Below are 23,128 nucleotides of genomic sequence, written 5' to 3' on the forward strand. Positions count from 1 at the left end.
CTTCCGCATCGAACATGTTGCACGAGCGCAGACCGTGTGCAAGACGAGCAGCCCTCGCCCGGAGCTGGAGCGCTCCCATCCACTCCCGGCCGCGGAGACGGGTGTGCCCCGCCCGGATCACCGGACGGGGCACACGCTACGCGTTCGAGGACGTCTCCGCCGTCGTATGACGTCGATCAGGCGAAGGCCTCGATCGGCGGGCACGCGCACACCAGGTTGCGGTCGCCGTACGCCTGGTCGATCCGGCGCACCGGGGGCCAGTACTTCCGGGCGCTGATGCCCGGGACCGGGTACACCGCCTGCTCCCGCGTGTAGGGGTGCGTCCACTCCCCCGAGATCGCGGACGCCGCCGTGTGCGGGGCGTGCACGAGCGGGTTGTCGTCCGCCGGCCACTCCCCCCGCTCGACCGCCGCCGCCTCGGCGCGGATCGCCAGCATGGCGTCGACGAACCGGTCGAGCTCGGCGAGGTCCTCGCTCTCGGTCGGCTCCACCATGAGGGTGCCGGCGACCGGAAACGACATGGTCGGCGCGTGGAACCCGTAGTCGACGAGGCGCTTGGCGACGTCGTCCACGGTGATGCCCGACGTCTCGCGCAGCGGACGCAGGTCGAGGATGCACTCGTGGGCGACGAGCCCCGACTCCCCCGTGTAGAGCACCGGGAACGCGTCACGGAGCCGCGAGGCGATGTAGTTCGCACCGAGCACCGCGGCCTCGGTCGCGCGCGTGAGCCCTTCGAGTCCCATCATGCGGACGTAGGTCCACGTGATCGGCAGGATGCTCGGGCTGCCGTACGGCGCCGCGGAGACCGGGCCACCGGCGTGGGCGAGGCGGCCGTCGGTGCCGTCGGCCGACGAGCCCGGGCGTCGGTCGGCCTGCTGCGCCATCGCGTGCCCCGGCAGGAACGGCGCGAGGTGCGCCTTCGCCGCGACGGGTCCCACGCCCGGGCCGCCGCCGCCGTGCGGGATGCAGAAGGTCTTGTGCAGGTTGAGGTGCGACACGTCGCCGCCGAAGTCGCCGAAGCGGGCGTGCCCGAGCAGGGCGTTGAGGTTCGCGCCGTCGACGTACACCTGGCCGCCGGCGTCGTGCACGGCGTCGCAGACCTCACGGACGTCGTGCTCGTACACGCCGTGCGTCGACGGGTACGTGATCATCAGCGCCGCGAGGGTCTCCGCGTGGGCGGCCGTCTTGGCGCGGAGGTCGGCGAGGTCGACGTTGCCGTCCTCGTCGCACGCCACGACGACGACCCGCATGCCGGCGAGGACGGCGGACGCGGCGTTCGTGCCGTGCGCGCTCGACGGGATGAGGCAGACCGACCGGTCGAGGTCACCGCGCGAGCGGTGGTACCCGCGGATGGCGAGCAGACCCGCGAGCTCGCCCTGGCTGCCGGCGTTCGGCTGCAGCGAGACGGTGTCGTACCCGGTGACCTCGGCCAGCCAGGTCTCGAGGTCGCCGATCATGTCGAGGTAGCCCTCGACGTCCGACCGGGGCGCGAACGGGTGCACGTTCGCGAACTCCGGCCAGGTGACCGCCGCCATCTCGGTCGCCGCGTTGAGCTTCATCGTGCAGCTGCCGAGCGGGATCATGCCGCGGTCGAGCGCGTAGTCCTTGTCGGCGAGGTGCTTGAGGTACCGCATCATGCGGGTCTCGCTGCGGTGGGCGCTGAACACGGGGTGCGTCAGGTACTCGCTGCTCCGCAGCAGGTCGGACGGGAGGCCCGTGCCCGCGTCGCGCACGGCGGCCTCCGCCGCCGGGACGGTCGCGTCCACGACCCCGAACACGTGGGCGAGCGCGCTCACGTCGTCCGGCGTGGTCGTCTCGTCCACCGAGAGCTGCACGGTGTCGGCGTCGACCAGGTGGAGCAGGTACCCGGCGTCGCGCGCGGCGTCCACCACCGACCCGGCACGTCCGGCAGCACGCAGGGTGAGCGTGTCGAACCAGCGCTCGTGCACCACCTCGAACCCGGCGTCACGGGCCACCCCGGCGAGCGCCGACGTCGTCCGGGCGACCCGGTCGGCGATGAAGCGCAGCCCCTCGGGCCCGTGGTAGACGGCGTACATCGACGCCATCACGGCGAGGAGCACCTGCGCGGTGCAGATGTTGCTCGTCGCCTTCTCGCGACGGATGTGCTGCTCGCGGGTCTGCAGGCTGAGGCGGTAGGCCATCTGCCCGTCGGCGTCGAAGGACACCCCGACCAGGCGACCGGGGAGCTGGCGCTCGAGTCCGGCACGGACGGCGAGGTACCCGGCGTGCGGGCCGCCGAAGCCGAGCGGGACGCCGAAGCGCTGGCTCGTGCCGACGGCGACGTCGGCACCGAGGTCGCCCGGGCTGGCGAGGAGCGTCATCGCGAGGAGGTCGGCGGCGACGACGGCGATGCCGCCGCCGGCGTGCACGCGCTCGATCGTGCGGGACGGGTCGACGATCCGGCCGGAGGCGCCCGGGTACTGCAGGACGACGCCGAACGCACCCTCGAGCTGCTCGTCCGACGGACCCTCGACGGGGTCGAACCCGCGCAGGGCGATGCCCACGGCGTCGGCGCGGTGGTCGAGCAGGGCACGGGTCTGCGGCAGGAGGTCGGCGTCCACGAGGAACGCGTCGCCCTTCACCTTCGAGGCGCGGCGGGCGAGGAGCATGCCCTCGACCACGGCGGTGCCCTCGTCGAGCATCGACGCACCCGCGGTGGCCATGCCGGTGAGGTCGGACACCATCGTCTGGAAGTTGATGAGCGCTTCGAGGCGGCCCTGCGAGATCTCCGGCTGGTACGGCGTGTAGGCCGTGTACCAGCTCGGGTTCTCGAGCACGTTCCGCTGGATCACCGCAGGCGTGTGGGTGCCGTGGTACCCGAGGCCGATCATCGCGCGACGGACGGTGTTGCGGCCGGCCTTCGTGCGGAGCTCGGCGAGCGCCTCGGTCTCGCCGACGGCGGCGGGGATCGTCGAGCGCTCGGCCGGAGCGGCGTGGATCGACGCCGGGATCGCCGCGCGGACGAGGGCGTCGAGCGAGGGCTGTCCGACCGCGTCGAGCATGACCTGCTGGTCGGCGGCCGTCGTGCCGATGTGCCGGTCGGCGAAGGACGTCTGGAGGTTCTGCTGTGCCCGGGTCATGCGATGGACGCCCGGTACGCGTCGTGGTCCATCAGGTCCTCGGGGAACGAGGTGCCGTCGACCTTGAGCTTGACGAGCCAGCCGGCACCGAACGGGTCCTGGTTGACGGTGTCGGGGGCGTCGACGACGGCGTCGTTGATCGCGACCACCTCGCCCTCGATCGGGGCGAAGAGCTCGCCGACGCTCTTGGTCGACTCGATCTCGCCGATCTGCTCGCCGGCGGTCGTCGCGGTGCCCACGGCGGGCAGCTCGACGTAGACGACGTCACCGAGCTGCTCGGCGGCGTGGTCGGTGATGCCGACGGTGACGGTGTCGCCCTCGACGAGGATCCACTCGTGGTCGGCGGTGTACTGGAGTGCGGTCTGGTCGGTCACGGTGTCAGCCTCTCGGAGTGCGACGGTAGAAGGGGAACGGGGTGACGATGCTGGGGATCGCGGTCCCGCGGACGTCGATGTGCAGGAGCTGTCCCTCGCCGGCCACGGCCGGGTCGACGAAGGCCATGGCGACGGGGTGTCCCAGCGTCGGCGAGAGCGCCCCGGACGTGACGGTGCCGACGACCTGCCCGTCGTGCACCACGTCGTACCCGGCGCGCGGCGCACGGCGTCCCTCGGTCACGAGGCCGACGAGCACGCGGGCGTCCTCCGCAGGCTGCACGCCGGCGTCCCCGACGAACGAACCCGAGGTGGCGACGACCCGACCGAGCCCGGCCTGTGCCGGACGCACGGTGGCGTCGAGCTCGTGCCCGTAGAGCGGCATGCCGGCCTCGAGCCGCAGGGTGTCGCGGGCGGCGAGCCCGGCGGGCACCACGCCGCGGTCGGCGCCGGTCTCGAGCAGCGCGTCCCAGATCGCGGTCGCGACGTCGGTGTCGCTGTAGATCTCGAAGCCGTCCTCGCCCGTGTAGCCGGTGCGCGCGACGAGCACCTCGGCGCCGTCGAACAGCGCGTGCAGGACCCGGTAGTAGCGGAGCTCGTCCAGCGGGGTCTCGGGCTGCAGCCGGTCGGCCACGACCAGCGCGTCGAGCGTGCCCGCTGCGGCCGGACCCTGGATCGCCACGAGGGCGGTGCTGTCGGAGTCGTCCGACACGACGACGTCGAGGCCCGCGACACGTGCGGTCAGGGTGTCGACGGCGACGGCCCGGTTCGCGGCGTTCGCGACGACGAGGAAGACGTCCTCCCCCGTGCGGTAGACGACGAGGTCGTCGAGGATGCCGCCGTCCTCGGCCAGGAGGAGCGAGTACTTCGCGCGGCCGACCGGCATCGCGCCGAAGGAACCGGCGAGCGCGTGGTCGAGGAACGCCACGGCGTCGGGGCCGCTGACGCCGACCTCGGCCATGTGCGACAGGTCGAAGACCCCGGCAGCCGTGCGCACCGCGTGGTGCTCGGCGAGGTCGGACGAGTACCGCACGGGCATGCGGTAGCCGGCGAAGTCGGTGAAGGTGGCGCCCGCGGCCTCGTGCGCGGACTCGAGTGGGGAGGAACGCATGACGGAGTTCTCCTGGCATCGGCAGGACCCGACGGACGTCGTCGGGTGGGAACTCCCCCTCTGTCATGGGCCTGAGAGTTTCACCGCGGCCCGTGAGGTCCGGCGGCTTTCACCGTGGGCGAGACACCGCGGACGCCCGGGCGGGGACGCGTGCCTGCTTTTCAGAGTGGCCTGTCCGCTGCGGTGTGGGACCTGAGAGATTGACGGGGAGGTTGCTCCTTCGGTGCCGTGCGCGTGCGCTCGGCTCTCCCGCGGCGGGTGATCGGCCGGTGTTGAGTTGTGCTGCGACGAGCATACCGATCCCGCGTTTCGGGCATGTGTCGCGGCCGGGCGTTCGACGTCTCGTAGAATGCGGGGATGGCAGGACAGCGATCGCGCCCCCGCGGGCAGCTCGAGCAGGCCGTCCTCGAGACCCTGCGCGCCGCGGCGGACGGCGGCGACGACTCCGGGTGCACCGCGCGGCAGGTCCTCGACGCCTTCTCGGAGCCGCGCCCGGCGCTGACCACCGTGCTCACCGTGCTCGACCGCCTCGGCCGCAAGGGCCAGGTCGAGCGGCGCGAGCACGACGACGCCCCGCTGACCTTCCGCGCCGTGCACAGCCGGGAGCAGCAGACCGCCTCCCTCATGTCGAGCGCGCTCGCCGCCGCGTCGGACCGCGAGGCAGCACTGCTGCAGTTCACCGGGTCGCTCGCCTCGGACGACCTCGACGTCCTGCGCCGCGCCCTCGACGCCCGAGCCCGCTCCTGACCGGAACCGAGCAGTGGTCGTCGCCGGAGTCGCCCTCATCGCCCTCGCCCTCGTCGTCGTGGTGGTCGCCCCGCGCGTCCTGACCCGGTCCGCCTGGACGATCGACCGGCCCCGGACGGCGCTCGTCTCGTGGTCCGTCGCGGTCGTGCTCGGCGTGGTCGGCTTCGTGGTCGGGGTCGCCCTCGTCGTCGTGGCCGACCGCCCGCTCGACCCCTTCCGGCTCGTCGAGTCCCCGACGCACGGCCTGAACCTCGGCGTCGCGCTGCTCGGCGTGGCCGCGTTCGTCGTCGCGGTCCGCGTCCGTCCCGGCGCCGAGCACGAGGCGGTCCGGCAGGCGATGCGGTCCGGCGCCGCGCCGCACCGCGAGATCGACGGCACCCCCGTCGCGCTCGTCGAGGCGGACCACGCGCTCGCCTGCGCGGTGCCCGGTCGCGCCGGCGGCGTGCTCGTGAGCACCGGGCTCGCGGACCTGCTGCGGACCGACGAACTGGAGGCCGTGGTCGCCCACGAGCGCGCGCACCTGACCCAGCGCCACGCGGTCGCCGTCGCGGTCGCCGAGTCGATCGAGCGTGCCGTCCCGTGGGTGCCCGGCGCGCGCGCCATGGCGCGCTCGACGCGCGTGCTCGTCGAGTTCGCGGCCGACGACGCGGCGGCCCGACGCGTCGGACGCGACGCCCTGCGCCGAGCGGTGCTCGTGGCGGACGGGACGAGCGCGCTCGGGGCGATCCGCGCCTCCCGGCTGGGCTGACGGCCGCCGCGCGCACGTCGGCGGTGAGGCATAGGGTTGCAGGCACCGTGAAGCCACTGACCGAAGCAGACATCCGTTCGTCGTTCGTGAACGCCACCCCGGACGAGCTCGAGCAGCTCCCCATCCCCGGCCTGCACGAGATGCTGTGGGACGAGCGCGAGTTCCTCGGCTGGCGCGACCCGCAGGCCGCCCGCCGCGGCTACATCGTGTCCTGGATCGACGACCACCCGGTGGGCATCGTCGTCCGGTCCGCCGGGGGCTCGCTCCGCCCGGGCATCGCCGCGATGTGCTCGTTCTGCCACTCCCCGCAGCCGGCGACGCAGGTCCGCCTGTTCTCCGCCGCCCGCGCCGGTGAATCCGGCCGGAACGGCAACACCATCGGGTCGTACATCTGTGAGGACCTCGGCTGCTCGATGCTCATCCGCACGGCACCGCCGCACCTCAACCCGCCGGCGACGATCGCGATGCGCGGCGAGGCACTGCTCGGGCGCGTGCGCAACTTCACCGAGGACGTCGCGAAGACCGCGTGAGCCGGTTCGCCACCGCACGGTGGGCGGTCGTCGAGGAGCAGGGCGACGGCCGCTGGGGCCTCAGCATCCGCGACGAGGCCGACGACGAGCTCGCCGCGCTCGGCCTGGGGGTCGAGGGCGCGTGGGACCCGGACGTCGAGCCGCACGTGGCGTTCGTGCTCGTGCAGCTCGGGTTGGCGCTGCGCGGTGCCCGGCCGTGGCACGAGGACGAACTCGGCGACCAGCGCGCTCCGGTGCTGCCGCTCGGCTGAGCGCGTCCGGCGGGGCACCGACCCGTTCACTCCGCTGTCGAACCACGGATGCGACGTGGAACCGGGCGCGCCGGCTGGTTCGACGTCGGCTCCCTGGTTCGACACCGTGTCGGAAGCGCCGCGAGCGTCGGGCGCGCGGTCAGGACCCCGTGGCGGCGATGAAGTTCCGGAGGGTCTCGCGGTCGTCGTCCGCCCGGACCGCCCACACCAGTTCGCTGCGGTGCGGGTCGTCCTGCAGCGGGAGCAGGACGACGGAGTCGGGTGCCGCGAGCGTCGCGCTCTCCGGGGCGATCGTCACGCCGAGCCCCGCGCCGACCAGGTGCAGCACGGTCGCCCAGGTCGTCGCCTCCTGCACGACCTCCGGCCGTCGTCCGCCGACGACCACGGGTGCGAGGTTGCGCTCGGTCGCGACCGCACCGGCCACCGCGGGGAAGAACACGAACGGGTCGTCGACCAGCTCGGTACCCCGGATCGCCGCCCGGTCCGCGAGCCGGTGTCCGCGCGGGACCGCCGCGACGAACCGCTCGGTCCGGAACGGCAGGAAGCGCACGGCCGGGTCCGGGTCGGGGTCGCGCAGGACCGCCAGGTCGAGCTCGCCGCGGACGATCCGGGCGAGGAGCGTCGACGAGTAGCCCTCCGTCAGCTCGACGCGGACGAGCGGGTACCGCTGCCGGAAGGCCTGGACGCGCTCGATCGGCCCGAGCGGCAGCGCCGAGACGACGAACCCCACGTCGAGCCGTCCGGCCTCGCCGCGCCCGACGCGGACGACCTCGTCGAGGTCCCGCTGGGCCTGGTCGAGCAGCGACCGTGCACGGCCCTGGAGCACGCGACCCGCTGCGGTCAGCGCGACGCTCCGCGATGTCCGCACGAACAGGTCGACGCCGAGGTCGCGCTCGGTCCGCCGGATCTGCTGCGAGAGCGCGGGTTGCGCGATGCGGAGGCGCTCGGCCGCCCGCCCGAAGTGCAGCTCGTCCGCGACGGCGAGGAACGCCCGCAACTGCCGGAGGTCGACATCCATGCACGCAGCGTATCGATCAGCACGAACGAGTATTGGACGCGACTGCGTCGTCGATCGAGGATGGACGCATGCCCGACGCGACGCACACCCTCACCATCGCCGAACTGTCCTCCCCCGCTGACGCCGAGGCGTTCCGCACGCTCAACGAGGCGTGGATCGAGCGGTACTTCACGCTCGAGGACGAGGACCGTGCGATCCTCGGCGACCCGGTCGGCCGCATCGTCGAGCCCGGCGGGGCGGTGTTCGTCGCACGCCTCGACACCGAGGTCATCGGTTGCATCGGGATCATGCCCGTCGGTGACGGCGTGGTCGAACTCGTGAAGATGGCGGTCTCGCCGGCGCACCAGGGGCACGGCACCGGCCGGAGGCTCATCACCGCCGCACTCGACCGTGCTCGGGCGCTGGGCGCGCGTCGGGTGGCGCTCGAGAGCAACAGCGGTCTGGCGAGCGCCGTGCACCTGTACGAGGCGTTCGGCTTCCGGTACCTCGACCACGACGAGGTCGCACCGAGCCCGTACGTCCGCGCCGACGTGCACATGGTTCTCGACCTCTGAGCGCCCGCCAGCGTCGACCCCGATGGACATCCGGCCACGCTCCGCGTCCGACCTCCCGCGGGTCGTCGACGTGCTGCGTCGGACGCACGAGGGCGGCTACCCAGCACGGTGGCCCGACGACCCCGCCGTGTGGCTCTCCCCGCCCGGTCACCTGGCCGCCTGGACCGCCACGGTGGACGACGACCCGGTCGGCCACGTCGGCCTCGCTGCTCCCGCGGTCGATGAACCGCCCCTCGTGACACGCCTGTTCGTCCACCCCGACCACCGCGGGCGCGGCGTCGCCGACGCGCTGCTCGCGACCGTCGAGGACTCGGCGGCCGCGCCGGTCCTGCGGCTCGACGTCACGGAGGAGACCCCCGGTGCCTGGCGGCTGTACGAGCGCCGTGGCTGGCGGATGACGCACCGGGTCCCCGCCGACTGGTCGAAGCCGGACGGCTCGGTGCCGGTGATGCGGTGGTACGAGAAGCGGCTGCGGTGAGCCGGTACGCTCGCCGCATGGCGACGTACGAGGTGCAGGCCGTCCGTGAGCGCGGCGTGTGGCAGGTGTTCATCGAGGGGACCCCGATCACCGAGGTCCTGCGCTGGTCGTCCGTCGGCCCCGTCGCCCGCGAGTTCCTCGCCATGGACCGGGACGACGACCTGCGCATCCGCGTCGTCGGGCGCAACCAGTACGTCGACGACTGACCGGCCGCGTGCGGTCCGGCGCAAGACTCGGGCTGGGCGACGTCCCTCGTGCGCCGACGGCCGAGACCGGTCGCTGAGCGCGAGACTCGCCCCACCCGCAGCGCCCAGCGCGCCGTGCTCAGGCCACGTGCCAGACGAGCCCCTCCTGCGCGCCCGACGGGTACGCCGCCGCGATGCGGAGCACGGCCTCGCGCAACGTCTCCGGTGAGCACGCCAGGTTGAGCCGCGCGAACCCCCGCCCCTGCGCACCGAACCCGAGCCCGGAGTTGAGCGCCACGTACGCGTGCTCCCGCAGCGGCACCGCCGGGTCGTCCCCGAGGCCGATCCCCCGGAAGTCGAGCCACGCCAGGTACCCGGCACGCGGTCGGGTGTAGACGACCCCGGGCAGGTGTTCGGCGAGCAGTGTGCCGAGCAGCCGCTCGTTCGCCACGATCCGGGCGACGACCTCGTCGAGCCAGTCGGTGGCCAGGGTGAAGGCCGCCAGGTTGGCGTGCAGCCCGAGGATGCTCGTCCGGCAGGCGACCTCCTCCCACAGCGTGTCGAGCAGGGCCGCGGTCCGCTCGTCGCCCGCGACCATGACCGAGCACTTCACGCCGGCGAGGTTCCACCCCTTGCTCGCACTCGTCACGCAGACGCTGCGGGCACCCGCGGCCTCGGCGACCATCGCGAACGGGGTGAAGCGGACGCCCGGGTGCGTCAGCGGCGCGTGGATCTCGTCGCTGATGACGAGCACGTCGTAGCGCGCTGCGAGCTCGGCGAGCGCGACCAGGTCGGCGCGGTCGTGCACGAGTCCCATCGGGTTGTGCGGGTTGCAGAGCAGGAACACCCGGACCCCGTCGGCGAAGGCCCGTTCGAGACCCGCCAGGTCGAGCCGGTAGACGCCCCACTGCTCGGCGAGCGGGACCTCCTCGACCCGACAACGTGCCTCCTCGACGAGCTCGAAGAACGGCGGGTACACCGGCGGCGTGATCGCCACGCGGCCGCCGTCGGGCAGCGCGAGCCGCAGCGACTCGACGATCCCGACGCTCACGTCGGTCGCCAGGTGCACGCGGGACGGGTCGACGTCCCACCCCCACCGCTCGCGCGCGAACTGCGCGAAGGCCGGTGCCAGCGGTCCCGGTCCGTCGAGGTACCCGAGGTCCGACTGCTGCACGCGCTCGACGAGCGCCTGCCGGATCGCCGGGGCGACGTCGTGGTCCATCTCGGCGACGAACAGCGGCAGCACCTCGGGTGCGTAGCGCGTCCACTTGATGCTCGTGCGCACCCCGCGGAGCGTCCCGACCGGGTCCTGCTCGTCGTCCGCCATGCGTCCCAGGATGCACCGGCCGGGAGGCCCCGCGCGACTCCGCCCGTCATCCCGCGTCGTCTTCCGGTCGCCGCCCGGGCGCGGCAGGGCTCGGCCGCATAGGTTCGGCTCCATGAGCACGAGCACCGCCGACAAGGCCACCACCCTCAAGCAGCTGCACGAAGCCCCCGAGATCCTCCGCGTCGTGAACGTGTGGGACGCGATCAGCGCGAAGGTCGTCAGCGACCTGCCGGAGACGAAGGCCGTCGCCACGGCCGGGCACTCGATCGCCGCGAGCGCCGGGTACGACGACGGCGGGATGCCGCTCGACGTCGCCCTCGCCGGCGCCGCGACCATCGCCGCCGCGACCGATCTGCCGGTCACCGCCGACCTCGACGACGGCTACGAGGACCCGGCGGAGACGATCCGCCGCGCGATCGCCGCCGGGATCGTCGGCGCCAACGTCGAGGACCGACTGCGCCCCTTCGACGAGGCCGTCGCACGCGTCGCCGCGATCACCGCCGCGGCGCAGGCCGAGGGCATCGACTTCCAGCTGAACGCCCGGACCGACGCGATCGCCCGCGGCGGCGACCGTCCGATCGACGAGAGCATCGAGGACGCCATCGCGCGCGGGAAGGCCTTCCTCGACAACGGGGCTGCCCTCGTGTTCGTGCCCGGTGCGATCCAGCGCGACGTGGTCGAGCGTCTCGTGGCCGGGCTCGGCCGCGGCAAGCTGTCGGTGATCGGTCTGCCCGGAGCCCTCCCCGCCGCCGAGTACCAGGAGCTCGGCGTGGCCCGCATCTCCTACGGCCCGCTGACGCAGCGCGTCGCGCTGCGCGCGCTGCGCGACCTGGCGACCGACCTGTACGGCGACGGCGTCGTGCCGGAGGACACCCCGGTCCTCAACTGAGCACCGACGACGGACGGGAGGTGCGGTACCAGCGGGTGCCGCGCCTCCCGTCCGTCGTGTGGTCGTCCGTGATCTCCTGGACGTTCCGGAGCAGGTGCCGTATAGTGTCTGGTTGGTGCACTGCAGCGAACCCATCTGACTCGCGCACACCAGCCCGTCTCGCCACCGACCCGCCGGGTCGCATTCCACCGAGACCACCGCTCGATCCGAACGGACGAGCAGCACGTCGAGACACGACGTGCGCACCCGCAGCCGATGCGTCGTGCCGGACCACCAGGTCCGCCGACCAGAGCACGGCCGGGTGCCGAACGACCAGGAAGTACCGCACCACCATGACCAGCAACGACCGCATCACCATCTCCGGGACCGCACTCGCGGCACCCGTGGTCTCCCCCGACCGCATCGCCGAGTTCCCCGTGCGCGACGACCGCTCGCAGCGCGAGTACCTCGTCCGCATCCCGGCCGACGACCTCCGCCTGTTCGTCACCCGCGACGCCCGCGTGGACGTCGACGGCGAGGCCGGCTGGACCGTGCCGGGCCGCTCCTGGCGGGGCGAGTCGAGCCGGACCATCCTGCTCGCCCGCCGCGTCGACCAGCGCGAGCTCGCCCTGGCCGCCTAGGCCCGTCCCGCCCGCGCTGCCGGGCCCGACACCACGAACGCCGCCGGCTCGAGCCGGCGGCGTTCGTCGTTCCTGTGTGGTCGTCAGACGTCCGTGTCGGCGTCAGTGTGCGCCGACGGCTCCTCTGCGCCGCGGAAGCGCACACCACCGTCGGCGTTCACGGGACGCTCGGGGCCGGCGCGCCGTGCCGCATCGCGGAGCCGCCGGATGAAGGCCGGGTCCTCGGGTTCGAGTTCGTCGTCGGGCGCGATCGTCACGCAGAGCTCGCTCGCCGGGCCGACCAGCAGGATCGACCTCGACACGGAGCCGTCGTCGCCCACGCTCGGCACGGTGATCGTGTCCGTCCGGGAGTTCGCGCCCAACACCGCCGCGTAGTCGGCGACGGCGTCCGCGATCAGGTCCCCCGTGAGGATCAGACTGGCGTCGTAGTGGATGTACTTCACGGTCCCCTCCTCATCTCTCCACCGACGGTAGGTTTCCGCACCTCAACGCCGTCCGGGGTGTGCGTTCCGTGGCCAGGGCGGGCCCGCGCTCGTCCGTCAGTACTCGCCCTTGACGACGAAGTAGGAACCGCGGATCGTTCCGGCGAGCTTCGACCGCTGCCGCGCGAACTTGAACGCGTGCAGTTCCTCGGGCTCGTCCATCCCGTCCGAGAGCTTGAACCCGACCGCCCGCTTGCCGCCCGCCTCGAGCGCGTAGAGGACGTTGATCGACAGGCCGGACTCGTGGAAGACGTACGTCCACCGGACGCCCTCGACCTCGAACTGCGTCGCCTCGAGCACCGGGGACGCGATGACGATCCCGCGTTCCTCGCGCAGGACCCGGGCCACGTACTCGACGAGCTCCGGCACCTCGGCCGCGGGGTGCGTCGTGAAGACGTGGTCGTACTTGTTCCGGAAGTAGCGCGCCTCGTTCGCGCGTAGCCCGGCGAGGGCGTCGGCCACCGGTGAGGACTCGAGGCCCTCGGTGGACACGGTCACGAAGTCGACGACGTTCGGCACGGCTGGTTCCTCCTCGGACAGGTTCAGCCACACCGTACTGCGGCGGGCCGGACCTGTGGCGGTTCAGACCTGTGGTGGATCCGTGCGCAGGCGCTTCGCCTCGGGCTCGTTCGAGTGCGACGACGCCGCGTCGGAGAACCGTCCGCCGCCGACCGCCGTGGTCCGACGGGCGAGCTCGTTGACGAGGTCCTCGTCCTCCGGCTCCAGCTCGTCGTCCGGCGCAGCCTCGACCATGATCTGGGACGCCGGCCCGAGCAGCACCTCGGCCGTCGTTCCGTAGCCCTCGGCGTCGGCGGTCGGGATCTCGACGATGTCCGTCGTCCCGTTCTCGCCGAGCGCCGCAGCGTAGGCGAGCACCGCCTCGGCGATCGCGTCGCCGGTCAACACTCGGTTCTCTCCGTAGACCACGTACTTCACCTGTCCATCGAACGCGGCACCGACGAGCCGTACTCAGGAACGGGCGCGATCCGGGGGACACCGGAAGACGCGGCGCCTGCGCCACGCCGATCGGGCCAGAACGCGGAGAACGGCTCTTCCCAGTTCTGGGGGTGGTCGCACACCCCCGACGACCGGTGGACTGGTCGCATGCGATCGTTCCAGCCCCTCGACACGTCCGCGCTGCTCCGGGTCGAGGTGGTCGCCGCCATGATCCGCGTGCTCCGCGCGAACGCACTGCACGAGGTGTCGTACGAGCACGTCGCCGTCGAGGCGGGTCAGACCGTCGAGGTCGTCAGCGAGGTGTTCCCGACCTGGGACGGACTGCTGCTCGCCACCATCGACCAGTGGAACGACCAGCGCACCACGCCCCTGCTGCCCATCGCCGGACGGAGCGGCACGATCGTCTTCCTCCGGGCCATCGTCGGCGCGAACGTCGCCGATCCCTCGCTCATGCGCTTCCTCACGTCCACGCTGAACATCGCCGCGACGCCGCACCACCCGCTCGCACCGATGCTGTACATGCGGTGGCGGAAGTTCCACGGCTTCGTCCTGCAGTCGCTGCAGCACGACATCGAGGTCGGGCGGGAGCCGCAGACCATGGAGCCGGCCCGCGGCGCCGAGCAGCTGCTCGCGACCTACGAGGGGCTGCAGCTGCAGTCGATGGTGCGACCCGAGATGGACCTGCTCGAGTCGTACGACCGCGCGGTCACCCGCCTGCGCGAGGGCTGGTCGCGCGAGTACGTGCCGCCGGTGTGGGACCTCGAGGTCGTCGGCGGGTACTGACCCCGCCGTCGGCCCCGACGGCCGTCAGACCAGGCGCTCGAACACCATCGTCGCCTGGATCCGGTCGCCGCCGCCGAAGCCCGTGCTGCCGGAGGTCGTCGTCGTGATCGTGTGCAGGCGGTAGCCGAGCCGTGCCTGGGCATTGATGGCGTCCTCGAGCTGGGTCAGGTTGTTCGACCCCTTGCCGAGGAGCCGCTCCTTGAGGACGACCTGCAGGACGACGTAGTCCATGCCCCCAGCGCCCGAGCGGGGACGCGCGCCCGCGTCGGCCTCGGCGCGCAGGCGGTCGACCAGCCCCGGGCCCGCGGGCTGCGGGCTGTCCTGCACCTGCTCGGTCCAGGCGGAGCCGTCCCACCAGCGGGTCGCCCCGGAGCCGTCGTCGTACCAGCCGGGCTGCACGTTCGTCATGCGTCCATCCTGCCGGGGGGCGGGCGTCAGTTGTTGAAGCGGAACTGCTACCCGCAGTGTGCGGGGTGTTGTGGTTGATTGCTAGGCGCAGAGCGATGGGGTTCTGCGCAATGCGATGCCGGGGGATGGCTCGCGATGGCATCTTTTGCAGACGCGCTGCGGACTAGGTCCGCAGCCGACGAAGCTGGTTGAGCAAACCCCGTCTCGCGAGCGCCGCCGTCCGAGCGACTGAGCGGACTGCTTCCACGGATCGCGTGGCTGCTGTACCCAGGTTTTGACCTCGGAGGGCCAGAAGCGGTGCTGATTGCCTTTTGCGGAAGGACGGGAACAAGGGGTCCTTCTCGAGTTCCCGTACCTTCCACTTGGAGATGCTGAGCATCTGGGCGAGCTCGGCCACGGTTATAGCGCGTTCTTCCATGTCCGCAAGGTAGGTCGGTTGAGCAGTCAGGGATGAGATGTCGCAGACCCTGTGCGTGTCTTTGACGCCGGGCGGTCAGCTCGGCTTTGGTGGCTCGTCCTTTGGAAACAGGGGCGTCCGCTCGGGGCGAGGAGGTCGAGAAGGCCGGGTCCGATCGAGGTATCGGGACCCGGCCCGGATGACGACGATCGTCGCCCAGACGTTCAGCACGAGCAGTACGAACGCGATGACATAGAGGAGGGGACCAGGACCGGTAGCGACCATCACGACGCCGATACTGACAGACACTTCGGTTCCGCGTAAGCCTCACCACGCGTCAGTCGCCGGGCAACGCCATCACCCCGTCGAGCGCCCGCGCTAGCTCGGCTCTGAGACGCAACACGATGCGCTTCTGCGTCGGCTCGAGGGCGTCGAAACTTCCGTAGCGACTGCCGCGACTCTTCCGAGCCGCACCAGGAGCTGTCGCCACTCGAGTAAGTCCGCAGCCCGCTCGACACCGATCCACCCACGTAGCTCGTCGAGGTACGGCTTCTGCCGCTTCTCGAAGCGTTCACACACCTCAACCGACCCCAGGTGGTGGTCCTCCCCCCTCAAGATCGGTCAGCGTGACGCCATGCAAGGCGTTCCCAGTAGGTTCCCGCTCCTCACGCTCGATCCGGCTCAAGAGCTTCTGCGGGTACCGGGCTGCGACTGCTCGCCCGATCGCTTCGGTTGTCGGCCAGGGAATTGTCAACTCGCGCTCGTGAAGGAAGGCCGGCTCAGCGCGCAGTTCGTCCCGCATCAAACCCGTCAGGCGCGCGAGGGCATGCACGTCGTAGATGATCGAGGCGCCGGAGCCGTCTGCGTCAAATTCAGCTACCTGGCTTGAGTGCACTTCGCGGATCGCATGCTCGAGGTGGAGGCGCGCGTCATCGCGTACACGGAGCGGGCCGTCCTCGTCGAGTGGGGTTTCGGCCAGGCCGCTGAAAGCGCTTAGCTGTGGCGCGATGCCGTCCGTTCTAGAGCGTGAGGAAGTTACCCACAGTTCCGGAAAGGATGCCAATCACGAGAAGGATCACGGCGAGCCACTGCCGTTCTATCGCCTCAAGCAGGAACGTGTCGGGAGATCCTGACGATGCGCGCGGTGCCCAGATGTGGCCACCCTCCGCTCCCCCGCCATCGATGATGTGAGGTACGGGCGTGTCGAGCTTTCTCTTCGCCGCTCGAATGCCGCCGACGATGAGCATCACCCCACCGAGTTCCGATGCAGCGGAGACGACGAAGAGGACCATGGCGGCGATCTGCACCTGGTGATCATCGCGCGATGCTTCGATTTGAGGAAGAGTCAGGGCAGTATCGAGGTATGGAATTGATCTTCTACATCGTCGGTGCCGTCCTGTCGTTCGTGATCCTGTACCTCGTGGTTCGCGGTGCCGTCACCTCCGCCCTCGCGTCCCACTACAAGACCGTTCGTTGGTACGAAGCAACCGGCGAGTGGGAAGTCGCAGGGTCCTCCCCCAACCGGAAGCCGAGTCAGCTGCCAACGTCTTCTGCTCGCTGATTATCACGACCGATGCGCCCCATCTCCTACTCAGGAGTGGGGCGCGTTTCGTCCTTTGCGCGATGAGGTGACACCGCTGTCAGACCTGACGCCGCCACACGCCACTACGCTGACCCACGCGTCCGTCACCCATCGCTGAGGGTGCGGATCACCGGACGCACGAACGCCCCCACCTCGACAGGTGGGGGCGTTCTGTTGGATGGACTAACGACGTCGAGTGCGCCGGGCCTGCCGGCGTTCGTCCGTCGTTGTGGCTCGGTACTCGGCCTCAGCCTTGTCCAGAGCCGCCCGAGTCTGCTGACTCGGGCTCGATGCACGTACCACTTCGAAGTACCTCTGGACTGCCTGGTCTGGCGTCAGTCGAGCGGCCGCGGAGTGCGTCATGTCGATCCCTCCCTTGGTGAGTCATACTCTACGCGTTCGATAGCTGATGGCCGATTGTGCTTGCGCAGGTTGCGGCGACTGTCTCGGCAGATGCGGATGCGAGGATGTTGCCCAGTGCAGGGTGCGACACTGTCATCGGCACGTCGATGGAGAGTATGCCGATCACCTTGGCGGTGGCATCATCGTCGCTCTGAATTGGCACGGCCAGCACCTCGGCGTACTTGCCGATGATGTTGCGGAACTCAGCGTGGGTGAAGCCTCGCTGCGTCCGACCGGAGACGCGCGCGAAGCTAGCTTCGGAGAGATCTGCCGATCCGTACTTGGCAGCGATCGGTCGGATCTCGTGGTGCGTGATCTTCTTGTCCTCCCACGCCTTGCCGATGCAACCCTTCCCCTTCACCCACTCAACGTCGCTCGGCTGAGGCGTGTCCCTGAGGCGAAAGCGAACTAGGCGGACCAGCTTGTCCGCACGCCACGGGAGCCGAGAATGCCTGACGAGGAAGACGCTTGCTCCGAGTTGAGTCAGATCGACGCTCGGGGTGGAAGTCTCGGACAGAGCGACGAGCATCCCGACAAGTAGACGTCGCACGTCAGCGTCGAGCTTCGCTGAGTGCTTGAGGCGCTGCCCGTTAATGATCGTTACGATGCTGTCCAGCAGAACCAGGGTGGCTCCGACGATCAGCGTCCAAGACTCGAGTAGCGGGTCGGACGGAAGTACCTTGGCGAGGACAGCGCTCTTGACGGCCACGACAGCGAAGGCGACTACCGCGGCCCCGATACGCAGCAGCAACCGCAGTCTTGACACAAGGCGGAAGCATACCGACTACGTGAGCAAAGCTCTCGCGCTCAGGGTCGCGTCGCCGAGATCGATGTCGCCGATGTTCTTAGCATCGACGCCGAGCTCCAAGGTCACTGTCGCCGTCGTGCAGTGGGACGTGGGCCGTGGACCGTGGACCGTGGACCGTGGACCGTGGACCGTGGACCGTGGACCGTGGACCGTGGACCGTGGACCGTGGACCGTGGACCGTGGACCGTGGACCAGGCCGGACATGACCTGGCCCTCCTGTTCCGCGCCGCCCGGATGGCGAAGAGTCCCTATACGTACTCCGATCGACATCTGCGCCTCAAAGTCCGCAGCAGACTTCACGACCAGGCCGACCGCAGCAACAGCCGCGGCGTCGAATGTCGCAACAGTCCCGCCGACCCCCTTGAATGCAGCACCTAGCTTCTCAGCCTCAGTCGCGGCAGCAGCGGTCGCCTTCCGCGCCCGCTCCATGCCGGTGATGCATTTCTGAACGGAAGCACGAATTGCGACTTGCACTACCCTCTCGGCCATACACACTTCTCCTTCGGCCAGGAGAAATCGGCACGCAAACGCCCGCCGGAACTAGCATGCCCAGATCTCGGATCTCGTTCATGCCCGAGTGTTCCGGCGGGCGTATTCGTAGGTCAATTCTACCGTGAATTGCACCGACATAGGGTGTCTCGAGCACGCGGAAGAGCCCCGCGCAACTCAACCAGTCGCGCGCGGCTCAATGCACACCCACGGGCTGGGACGCCTTCGATCAGGTGGAAGAACCTGAAGGATGAATCTTGCGCCAGGCTTTTTGAGCAGTAGCACGGATCCAATCTTCAATCTTCGTCGATGCCGCCGTCATTCGAGGACTCGGATCACCGGACTGGCCAAGCCTGCCGTAGTTAGCGCCACCAACCACCCAAAGAATGACAGCGAGGGCTAGAAGTCCACACAGCCAAAGATACGGGGGCACAAAGCCGATTGCCTGTAAGGGATCACCCGTCAATTGAGCGCTCCAAATCACAAGCCCAACCATGACCGAATACCAAGCCAGGCAGAACAACACCATGACCGTCTGTATGACCCGATTCCAGCCCCTGTTCTGCTTCCGATAATACGTGATGCGAGCGATCTGACTTTCAACCTCTGCCGCAAACGCTTTCCTAGCCGCACTATCCGAGTCCGGCATAGCCGCTAGTAACGCTAAATCTCGCTCTAGCACCTTCGTCCAACGCGCAACAGGAAACGCGCGCTGCGCAAGCCAAATTATCAACGCTGCAACTGCCCCAGTCAGCACCGTCGAGATGGCGCTCCCCCAGTCAATGTCCATGCATGAGAACCTAGCTCAAAATGGCGATCCGGCCCGACTTCTCTGGCCGCAGACCCGCACCTCGCCTTCCTGAGATGTGGTTCGGAACGTACGTGCGGCTCGCAGCGTTTGCGGGCCTACGTCTTGGCGAGGTTTCTGGGGTGCAAGTAGACGACATCGCGTGGCTCGAGCGAGCTCTTCGAGTGCGCCGGCAGGTTCAGCGCGGAAGCGGAGGTCAGGCAGTTCGCATCTCCGCGCCGAAGTACGGATCGGAAAGAACAGTGCCGGTCCCCGACGAACTCACGCGACACCTGTCTTGGCACGTGTCCCAAGTGGGCGTTCGCGGAGATGAGTAGTGGCTGTTCGCCGGACCAGATGGTCAACCGCCTCATGGCAACACGATCTCTTACCACTAATCGAAGACGATCAGGGCGGCGGGGGTTGAGTCGTTCAAGCTGCACGACTGCCGGCACTTCTTCGCATCAGGACTCATCGCAGCCGGATGCGACGTTGTCACAGTGCAGCGTGCCCTTGGGTACCAGTCCGCATCGGTGACGCTGAACACCTACAGCCACTTGTGGCCGAATGCGGACGACCGCACCCGGTCCGCAACCGCAGGGCTCATGCAGGAGGTCGCGGGCGATTCTGCGGACTTTCCGCGGACTGCGGCGGCCGAATAGCCCCGGATTGGCGACATCCCGGGCCTGCTAGTTGTTGAAGCGGAACTCCACCACGTCGCCGTCCTGCATGACGTAGTCCTTGCCCTCGATCCGGGCCTTGCCGTGCGCACGCGCCTCGGCGATCGAGCCCGTCTCCATGAGGTCGTCGAACGAGATGACCTCGGCCTTGATGAAGCCCTTCTCGAAGTCGGTGTGGATGACGCCGGCAGCCTGGGGGGCCTTCCACCCCTTGCCGATCGTCCACGCCCGCGACTCCTTCGGCCCGGCCGTCAGGTAGGTCTGCAGGCCGAGGGTGTCGAACCCGATGCGTGCGAGCTGGTCGAGCCCGGACTCGGTCTGCCCGGTCGACTCGAGGAGCTCCGCTGCGTCCTCCGGATCGAGCTCGATGAGCTCGGACTCGACCTGTGCGTCGAGGAACACGGCCTGCGCGGGCGCGACGAGCGCGGCCAGCTCGGCCTTGCGGGTCTCGTCGGTCAGGATCGCCTCGTCGACGTTGAAGACGAAGATGAACGGCTTGGCGCTGAGGAGGCCGAGCTCGGCGATCGGCGTGAGGTCGATCGAGGTCGCGGAGAGCAGCGTGCCGGCCTCGAGGGCCGCCTTCGCCTCCTGCGCGGTGGCGAGCACGACCGGTTCGGCCTGCTTGAGCTTGACGGTCTTCTCGTACCGGGGCAGGGCCTTCTCGACGGTCTCGAGGTCGGCGAGGATCAGCTCGGTGTTGATGACCTCGAGGTCGTCCTTCGGCGAGACCTTGTTCGCGACGTGCACGACGTCGTCGTCGGTGAAGCCGCGGACGACCTGCGCGATGGCGTCGGCCTCGCGGATGTTGGCGAGGAACTTGTTGCCCAGACCCTCGCCCTCGCTCGCACCCTTGACGATGCCGGCGATGTCGACGAAGGACACCGGCGCGGGCACGGTCTTCTCCGACCCGAAGAGCTCGGCGAGCTGGTCGAGCCGGGGGTCGGGCAGGTTGACCACACCGACGTTCGGTTCGATCGTCGCGAACGGGTAGTTCGCGGCGAGGACCTGGTTCTTGGTCAGGGCGTTGAACAGGGTCGACTTGCCGACGTTCGGGAGACCGACGATTCCGATGGTGAGAGCCACGGGAGCACAGCCTACCGGCGGCCGCCCGCCGGAGCCGACCCGGGCCTCCAGACCGACGCCGTCAGTGCTGCCAGGCGCCGATCGCGAGACTCCAGAACCCGACCCAGAGGCCGTAGGCCGTCCCGGACACGATGAGCGCGACGGTCGCACCGGTCGCGACCAGCGCCGTCCCCAGCCCGATTGCGCGACGCGCGGTGTGCGGTTCCGCCTCGACGCGCTGCGCGCCGGCGAACAGGTCGTCCATCTTCCCCGGTTCCCCCATGCCGTGAGCTTACGTCGCGTCCGCACCGGCCACCAGGGTCACGAGCCGCAACGCCGAGGGCACGACCGGATGATGTCGGAACCCCGTGCGACGATCGGGCCCGTGCCGTTGAACTTCACCGCCATCGACTTCGAGACCGCGAACAGCTCGCCCGCGAGCGCCTGCTCCGTCGGTCTCGTTAAGGTCCGTGGCGGCCGCGTGGTCGACCGGGCGTCCTGGTTCATCCAGCCGCCGGCCGGGCACGACACCTTCCTCGAGTGGAACACCCGCATTCACGGCATCGTCGAGTCGGACGTCGTCGGCGCCAAGGGGTGGGCGGAGCAGTACCTCGACATCGTGGCGTTCGCCGAGGGGGACGTCCTGGTCGCGCACAACGCCCGCTTCGACATGGGGGTCATCGCTGGCGGGTGCTCGGCGACGGGCACCGAGCTCGCGGAGCACCACTCGCTCTGCTCGCTCCAGGTGGCGCGCAAGACCTACACGCTCGACTCGTACCGGCTCCCGATGGCGGCGCGGGCGGCGGGCCACGTCGGGTTCCAGCACCACGATGCGTCCGCGGACGCCGAGGCCTGCGCGGCGATCGTCGTGCACGCCGCCGGGGTGCACGGGTGCGACACGGTCGAGGCACTCGGCGCTGCGACCCGGGTGCACGTCGCGCCGGTGCGCGCGCGGACGGAGCAGCCCCGCGCGGCCGGACAGCCGCGGCAGCCGCGGCTGTCGAACCGGCCGATGATCTTCGCAGACTGACGCCGGAGCACCACCGGGCGGCGCTCCGGGTGGCCGAACGGCCGGTGGTATTGTCACGACAATGCCGCCCGGGCGCCCTCGTCGGTGCCGTCTCCCCCGAAGGACCGCGATGACCAACGAAGGCCAGCTGCCGTCCGACCTGTTCATGGACCTGGACCGGTCGGGTCCGATGCCCCTGTACTTCCAGGTGGCCTCACGCCTCGAGGAGTCGATCCGCTCGGGCGCCCTGCCGCCCGGCGCACGCCTCGAGAACGAGATCGCGCTCGGGGAGCGGCTCGGGCTGTCGCGTCCGACCATCCGCCGGGCCATCCAGGACCTCGTCGACAAGGGACTGCTCGTCCGCCGCCGCGGCATCGGTACGCAGGTCGTGCACGGGCCGGTCACCCGCAAGGTGGAGCTGACGAGCCTGTACGACGACCTCGCGCAGGGGGCGCAGGCGCCGACGACGCAGCTGATCGCGCGGGACGACGTCGTCGCCCCCGACGCCGTCGCCGAGGCGCTCGGCCTCCCCGTGGGCACCACGGTCGTCCACATCCGACGGGTGCGGTTCGCCGAGGACGTCCCGATGGCGGTGCTCGAGAACTACCTGCCGCCGGAGTTCACCGACGTCACCGACGAGGACCTACGGTCCCACGGGCTGTACCAGCTCCTGCGCGGACGGGGCGTCACGATGCGGGTCGCGAAGCAGCGGATCGGTGCGCGTGCGGCCAGCGGCGACGAGGCCGACCTCCTCGAGATCGAGGACGGCGACCCGGTGCTGACGATGAGCCGGACGGCGTACGACGCGTCGGGCCGGGCGGTGGAGTACGGCGTGCACTGCTACCGCCCGGACCGCTACTCGTTCGAGGTCACCCTCGTCGACAAGTAGCCCCGACGAGGAGCCCCGCCGACGCGTGAGCCGACGCCTCACCCCGCGGCGGGCACCCCGAGCTCACCGGTCACGTACTGCGCGCGGCCGAAGCCGAAGGACCAGTCCTGCGGACCGTTCTCCACGTAGCCGATGAAGACGTCCTCGCTCGCGACGCCGACCTCGGCGAGCCGGTCGTGCACCGCTCGGTACAGGCCCTGCTTCGCCTCGTCGCTCCGCCCACGCTGCGTGAAGACCTGGATGACGACGACGCCCGCGGTGCGCTCGAAGCCGAGGCCGGCGTCCTGGGCGATGATCTGCTGCGCGGGGTGCTCGGTGATCACCTGGAAGCGGTCGCGCTCCGGGATCCCGTACTCGGCCACGATGGCGGTGTGGATCGCGTCGGCGATCGCGCGGACCTCGTCGGGGGTGCGGCCGGTGGCGAGGTCGATACGGACGAGCGGCATGGTGCCTCCTGGTTCGG

General features: G+C 70.2%; 29 protein-coding genes and 1 riboswitch. Of the genes, 14 read left to right on the top strand and 15 right to left on the bottom strand.

Annotated features, from left to right (window positions below):
• Positions 1-176 precede the first annotated feature (176 nt).
• Genes gcvP through gcvT form a run of 3 tightly spaced genes read right to left on the bottom strand, consistent with a single transcriptional unit; the run spans position 177 to position 4,583 of the window.
• A complete protein-coding gene (gcvP, locus tag Cus16_RS05655) occupies positions 177-3,101 on the bottom strand; it encodes an aminomethyl-transferring glycine dehydrogenase (protein WP_069711654.1) in 2,925 nt (974 codons plus the stop codon).
• A complete protein-coding gene (gene gcvH / locus Cus16_RS05660) occupies positions 3,098-3,475 on the bottom strand; it encodes a glycine cleavage system protein GcvH (protein ID WP_069711655.1) in 378 nt (125 codons plus the stop codon). Before gcvH ends, gcvP begins: the two co-directional genes overlap by 4 nt.
• 4 nt (positions 3,476-3,479) lie before the next feature.
• On the bottom strand, positions 3,480-4,583 hold the full coding sequence (gene gcvT / locus Cus16_RS05665; RefSeq protein ID WP_069711656.1) for a glycine cleavage system aminomethyltransferase GcvT: 1,104 nt from the start codon (positions 4,581-4,583) through the stop codon (positions 3,480-3,482).
• A 171-nt stretch (positions 4,584-4,754) separates the two neighbouring features.
• Positions 4,755-4,845, bottom strand: a riboswitch (glycine riboswitch).
• A 95-nt stretch (positions 4,846-4,940) separates the two neighbouring features.
• Here gcvT and Cus16_RS05670 point away from each other — a divergent pair.
• The 4 genes from Cus16_RS05670 to Cus16_RS05685 are packed head-to-tail and all read left to right on the top strand — an operon-like array spanning position 4,941 to position 6,859.
• Positions 4,941-5,330 (top strand): BlaI/MecI/CopY family transcriptional regulator, encoded by a 390-nt coding sequence (locus Cus16_RS05670; RefSeq protein ID WP_069711657.1) that lies wholly within the window; start codon positions 4,941-4,943, stop codon positions 5,328-5,330.
• Between the two features lie 13 nt (positions 5,331-5,343).
• Entirely contained in the window at positions 5,344-6,078 is a 735-nt protein-coding gene (locus Cus16_RS05675; RefSeq protein ID WP_069711658.1) for a M56 family metallopeptidase, read from the top strand.
• Between the two features lie 47 nt (positions 6,079-6,125).
• Entirely contained in the window at positions 6,126-6,608 is a 483-nt protein-coding gene (locus Cus16_RS05680; protein WP_069711659.1) for an FBP domain-containing protein, read from the top strand.
• Positions 6,605-6,859 (top strand): hypothetical protein, encoded by a 255-nt coding sequence (locus Cus16_RS05685; RefSeq protein ID WP_069711660.1) that lies wholly within the window; start codon positions 6,605-6,607, stop codon positions 6,857-6,859. The genes Cus16_RS05680 and Cus16_RS05685 overlap by 4 nt, the downstream gene beginning before the upstream one ends.
• 139 nt (positions 6,860-6,998) lie before the next feature.
• Here Cus16_RS05685 and Cus16_RS05690 read toward each other — a convergent pair whose 3' ends face one another.
• Complete coding sequence (locus tag Cus16_RS05690; protein WP_069711661.1) at positions 6,999-7,877, bottom strand: LysR substrate-binding domain-containing protein; 879 nt, start codon at positions 7,875-7,877, stop codon at positions 6,999-7,001.
• A gap of 68 nt (positions 7,878-7,945) precedes the next feature.
• On the opposite strand from Cus16_RS05690, the gene Cus16_RS05695 reads away from it, so the two are divergent.
• Genes Cus16_RS05695 through Cus16_RS05705 form a run of 3 tightly spaced genes read left to right on the top strand, consistent with a single transcriptional unit; the run spans position 7,946 to position 9,115 of the window.
• On the top strand, positions 7,946-8,431 hold the full coding sequence (locus tag Cus16_RS05695; RefSeq protein ID WP_069711791.1) for a GNAT family N-acetyltransferase: 486 nt from the start codon (positions 7,946-7,948) through the stop codon (positions 8,429-8,431).
• A gap of 22 nt (positions 8,432-8,453) precedes the next feature.
• Positions 8,454-8,909 carry a GNAT family N-acetyltransferase gene (locus Cus16_RS05700; protein WP_069711662.1) on the top strand — a complete coding sequence of 152 codons (456 nt, stop codon included), beginning with the start codon at positions 8,454-8,456 and terminating at the stop codon, positions 8,907-8,909.
• Between the two features lie 17 nt (positions 8,910-8,926).
• Positions 8,927-9,115 carry a hypothetical protein gene (locus Cus16_RS05705; protein WP_069711663.1) on the top strand — a complete coding sequence of 63 codons (189 nt, stop codon included), beginning with the start codon at positions 8,927-8,929 and terminating at the stop codon, positions 9,113-9,115.
• 118 nt (positions 9,116-9,233) lie between these two features.
• Here Cus16_RS05705 and Cus16_RS05710 read toward each other — a convergent pair whose 3' ends face one another.
• The gene (locus Cus16_RS05710; protein WP_069711664.1) at positions 9,234-10,421 is read right to left on the bottom strand and encodes a MalY/PatB family protein; all 1,188 of its coding nucleotides are present in this window, start codon (positions 10,419-10,421) and stop codon (positions 9,234-9,236) included.
• Positions 10,422-10,533: 112 nt separating this feature from the next.
• Here Cus16_RS05710 and Cus16_RS05715 point away from each other — a divergent pair, with 112 nt between their 5' ends.
• Complete coding sequence (locus Cus16_RS05715) at positions 10,534-11,310, top strand: isocitrate lyase/phosphoenolpyruvate mutase family protein (RefSeq protein ID WP_069711665.1); 777 nt, start codon at positions 10,534-10,536, stop codon at positions 11,308-11,310.
• A 332-nt stretch (positions 11,311-11,642) separates the two neighbouring features.
• Positions 11,643-11,930: a hypothetical protein gene (locus Cus16_RS05720; protein WP_069711666.1), complete on the top strand. Its 288-nt coding sequence runs from the start codon at positions 11,643-11,645 to the stop codon at positions 11,928-11,930.
• 83 nt (positions 11,931-12,013) lie between these two features.
• Here Cus16_RS05720 and Cus16_RS05725 read toward each other — a convergent pair whose 3' ends face one another.
• From Cus16_RS05725 to Cus16_RS05735, 3 genes are all read right to left on the bottom strand, one after another.
• On the bottom strand, positions 12,014-12,373 hold the full coding sequence (locus Cus16_RS05725) for a hypothetical protein (protein ID WP_069711667.1): 360 nt from the start codon (positions 12,371-12,373) through the stop codon (positions 12,014-12,016).
• 96 nt (positions 12,374-12,469) lie between these two features.
• Positions 12,470-12,931 carry a phage tail protein gene (locus Cus16_RS05730; protein ID WP_069711792.1) on the bottom strand — a complete coding sequence of 154 codons (462 nt, stop codon included), beginning with the start codon at positions 12,929-12,931 and terminating at the stop codon, positions 12,470-12,472.
• A 63-nt stretch (positions 12,932-12,994) separates the two neighbouring features.
• Positions 12,995-13,315, bottom strand: coding sequence for a hypothetical protein (locus Cus16_RS05735; protein WP_141718826.1), 321 nt, complete (start codon positions 13,313-13,315; stop codon positions 12,995-12,997).
• Between the two features lie 201 nt (positions 13,316-13,516).
• Here Cus16_RS05735 and Cus16_RS05740 point away from each other — a divergent pair, with 201 nt between their 5' ends.
• The gene (locus Cus16_RS05740; protein ID WP_069711669.1) at positions 13,517-14,152 is read left to right on the top strand and encodes a hypothetical protein; all 636 of its coding nucleotides are present in this window, start codon (positions 13,517-13,519) and stop codon (positions 14,150-14,152) included.
• Between the two features lie 24 nt (positions 14,153-14,176).
• On the opposite strand, the gene Cus16_RS15925 is transcribed toward Cus16_RS05740, so the two are convergent.
• Both Cus16_RS15925 and Cus16_RS05750 read right to left on the bottom strand, forming a co-directional pair.
• Complete coding sequence (locus Cus16_RS15925) at positions 14,177-14,560, bottom strand: DUF2510 domain-containing protein (protein WP_083263740.1); 384 nt, start codon at positions 14,558-14,560, stop codon at positions 14,177-14,179.
• 1,416 nt (positions 14,561-15,976) lie between these two features.
• Positions 15,977-16,264 (bottom strand): hypothetical protein, encoded by a 288-nt coding sequence (locus tag Cus16_RS05750; RefSeq protein WP_069711670.1) that lies wholly within the window; start codon positions 16,262-16,264, stop codon positions 15,977-15,979.
• A 56-nt stretch (positions 16,265-16,320) separates the two neighbouring features.
• Between Cus16_RS05750 and Cus16_RS05755 the strand changes: the two genes are divergently transcribed.
• Positions 16,321-16,518: a hypothetical protein gene (locus Cus16_RS05755; RefSeq protein ID WP_069711671.1), complete on the top strand. Its 198-nt coding sequence runs from the start codon at positions 16,321-16,323 to the stop codon at positions 16,516-16,518.
• A gap of 412 nt (positions 16,519-16,930) precedes the next feature.
• Here Cus16_RS05755 and Cus16_RS05760 read toward each other — a convergent pair whose 3' ends face one another.
• Together Cus16_RS05760 and Cus16_RS16215 are read right to left on the bottom strand one after the other, a co-directional pair.
• Positions 16,931-17,650 (bottom strand): hypothetical protein, encoded by a 720-nt coding sequence (locus tag Cus16_RS05760; protein WP_141718827.1) that lies wholly within the window; start codon positions 17,648-17,650, stop codon positions 16,931-16,933.
• 817 nt (positions 17,651-18,467) lie between these two features.
• Entirely contained in the window at positions 18,468-19,028 is a 561-nt protein-coding gene (locus Cus16_RS16215; protein WP_141718829.1) for a hypothetical protein, read from the bottom strand.
• Positions 19,029-19,432: 404 nt separating this feature from the next.
• Here Cus16_RS16215 and Cus16_RS17110 point away from each other — a divergent pair, with 404 nt between their 5' ends.
• Positions 19,433-19,687 carry a tyrosine-type recombinase/integrase gene (locus Cus16_RS17110; RefSeq protein WP_083263741.1) on the top strand — a complete coding sequence of 85 codons (255 nt, stop codon included), beginning with the start codon at positions 19,433-19,435 and terminating at the stop codon, positions 19,685-19,687.
• A gap of 27 nt (positions 19,688-19,714) precedes the next feature.
• Here Cus16_RS17110 and ychF read toward each other — a convergent pair whose 3' ends face one another.
• Positions 19,715-20,788 carry a redox-regulated ATPase YchF gene (gene ychF, locus Cus16_RS05765; protein WP_069711673.1) on the bottom strand — a complete coding sequence of 358 codons (1,074 nt, stop codon included), beginning with the start codon at positions 20,786-20,788 and terminating at the stop codon, positions 19,715-19,717.
• 61 nt (positions 20,789-20,849) lie between these two features.
• Positions 20,850-21,050 (bottom strand): hypothetical protein, encoded by a 201-nt coding sequence (locus tag Cus16_RS05770; RefSeq protein WP_141718830.1) that lies wholly within the window; start codon positions 21,048-21,050, stop codon positions 20,850-20,852.
• Positions 21,051-21,152: 102 nt separating this feature from the next.
• Between Cus16_RS05770 and Cus16_RS05775 the strand changes: the two genes are divergently transcribed.
• A complete protein-coding gene (locus tag Cus16_RS05775) occupies positions 21,153-21,797 on the top strand; it encodes an exonuclease domain-containing protein (RefSeq protein ID WP_083263764.1) in 645 nt (214 codons plus the stop codon).
• A 109-nt stretch (positions 21,798-21,906) separates the two neighbouring features.
• A complete protein-coding gene (locus Cus16_RS05780) occupies positions 21,907-22,665 on the top strand; it encodes a GntR family transcriptional regulator (protein WP_069711675.1) in 759 nt (252 codons plus the stop codon).
• 38 nt (positions 22,666-22,703) lie between these two features.
• Here Cus16_RS05780 and Cus16_RS05785 read toward each other — a convergent pair whose 3' ends face one another.
• Positions 22,704-23,111 carry a tautomerase family protein gene (locus tag Cus16_RS05785; RefSeq protein WP_069711676.1) on the bottom strand — a complete coding sequence of 136 codons (408 nt, stop codon included), beginning with the start codon at positions 23,109-23,111 and terminating at the stop codon, positions 22,704-22,706.
• Positions 23,112-23,128 lie beyond the last annotated feature (17 nt).

The sequence above is a fragment of the Curtobacterium sp. ER1/6 genome, from assembly GCF_001742745.1.
Classification (GTDB): domain Bacteria; phylum Actinomycetota; class Actinomycetes; order Actinomycetales; family Microbacteriaceae; genus Curtobacterium; species Curtobacterium citri.

Coding starts and splice junctions, on each gene's coding strand:
- gcvP (WP_069711654.1), bottom strand. CDS start 3,101: ATGACCCGGGCACAGCAGAACCTCCAGACGTCCTTCGCCGACCGGCAC.
- gcvT (WP_069711656.1), bottom strand. CDS start 4,583: ATGCGTTCCTCCCCACTCGAGTCCGCGCACGAGGCCGCGGGCGCCACC.
- Cus16_RS05670 (WP_069711657.1), top strand. CDS start 4,941: ATGGCAGGACAGCGATCGCGCCCCCGCGGGCAGCTCGAGCAGGCCGTC.
- Cus16_RS05690 (WP_069711661.1), bottom strand. CDS start 7,877: ATGGATGTCGACCTCCGGCAGTTGCGGGCGTTCCTCGCCGTCGCGGAC.
- Cus16_RS05695 (WP_069711791.1), top strand. CDS start 7,946: ATGCCCGACGCGACGCACACCCTCACCATCGCCGAACTGTCCTCCCCC.
- Cus16_RS05700 (WP_069711662.1), top strand. CDS start 8,454: ATGGACATCCGGCCACGCTCCGCGTCCGACCTCCCGCGGGTCGTCGAC.
- Cus16_RS05705 (WP_069711663.1), top strand. CDS start 8,927: ATGGCGACGTACGAGGTGCAGGCCGTCCGTGAGCGCGGCGTGTGGCAG.
- Cus16_RS05710 (WP_069711664.1), bottom strand. CDS start 10,421: ATGGCGGACGACGAGCAGGACCCGGTCGGGACGCTCCGCGGGGTGCGC.
- Cus16_RS05715 (WP_069711665.1), top strand. CDS start 10,534: ATGAGCACGAGCACCGCCGACAAGGCCACCACCCTCAAGCAGCTGCAC.
- Cus16_RS05720 (WP_069711666.1), top strand. CDS start 11,643: ATGACCAGCAACGACCGCATCACCATCTCCGGGACCGCACTCGCGGCA.
- Cus16_RS05740 (WP_069711669.1), top strand. CDS start 13,517: ATGCGATCGTTCCAGCCCCTCGACACGTCCGCGCTGCTCCGGGTCGAG.
- Cus16_RS15925 (WP_083263740.1), bottom strand. CDS start 14,560: ATGACGAACGTGCAGCCCGGCTGGTACGACGACGGCTCCGGGGCGACC.
- Cus16_RS05755 (WP_069711671.1), top strand. CDS start 16,321: ATGGAATTGATCTTCTACATCGTCGGTGCCGTCCTGTCGTTCGTGATC.
- Cus16_RS16215 (WP_141718829.1), bottom strand. CDS start 19,028: ATGGACATTGACTGGGGGAGCGCCATCTCGACGGTGCTGACTGGGGCA.
- Cus16_RS05770 (WP_141718830.1), bottom strand. CDS start 21,050: ATGGGGGAACCGGGGAAGATGGACGACCTGTTCGCCGGCGCGCAGCGC.
- Cus16_RS05780 (WP_069711675.1), top strand. CDS start 21,907: ATGACCAACGAAGGCCAGCTGCCGTCCGACCTGTTCATGGACCTGGAC.
- Cus16_RS05785 (WP_069711676.1), bottom strand. CDS start 23,111: ATGCCGCTCGTCCGTATCGACCTCGCCACCGGCCGCACCCCCGACGAG.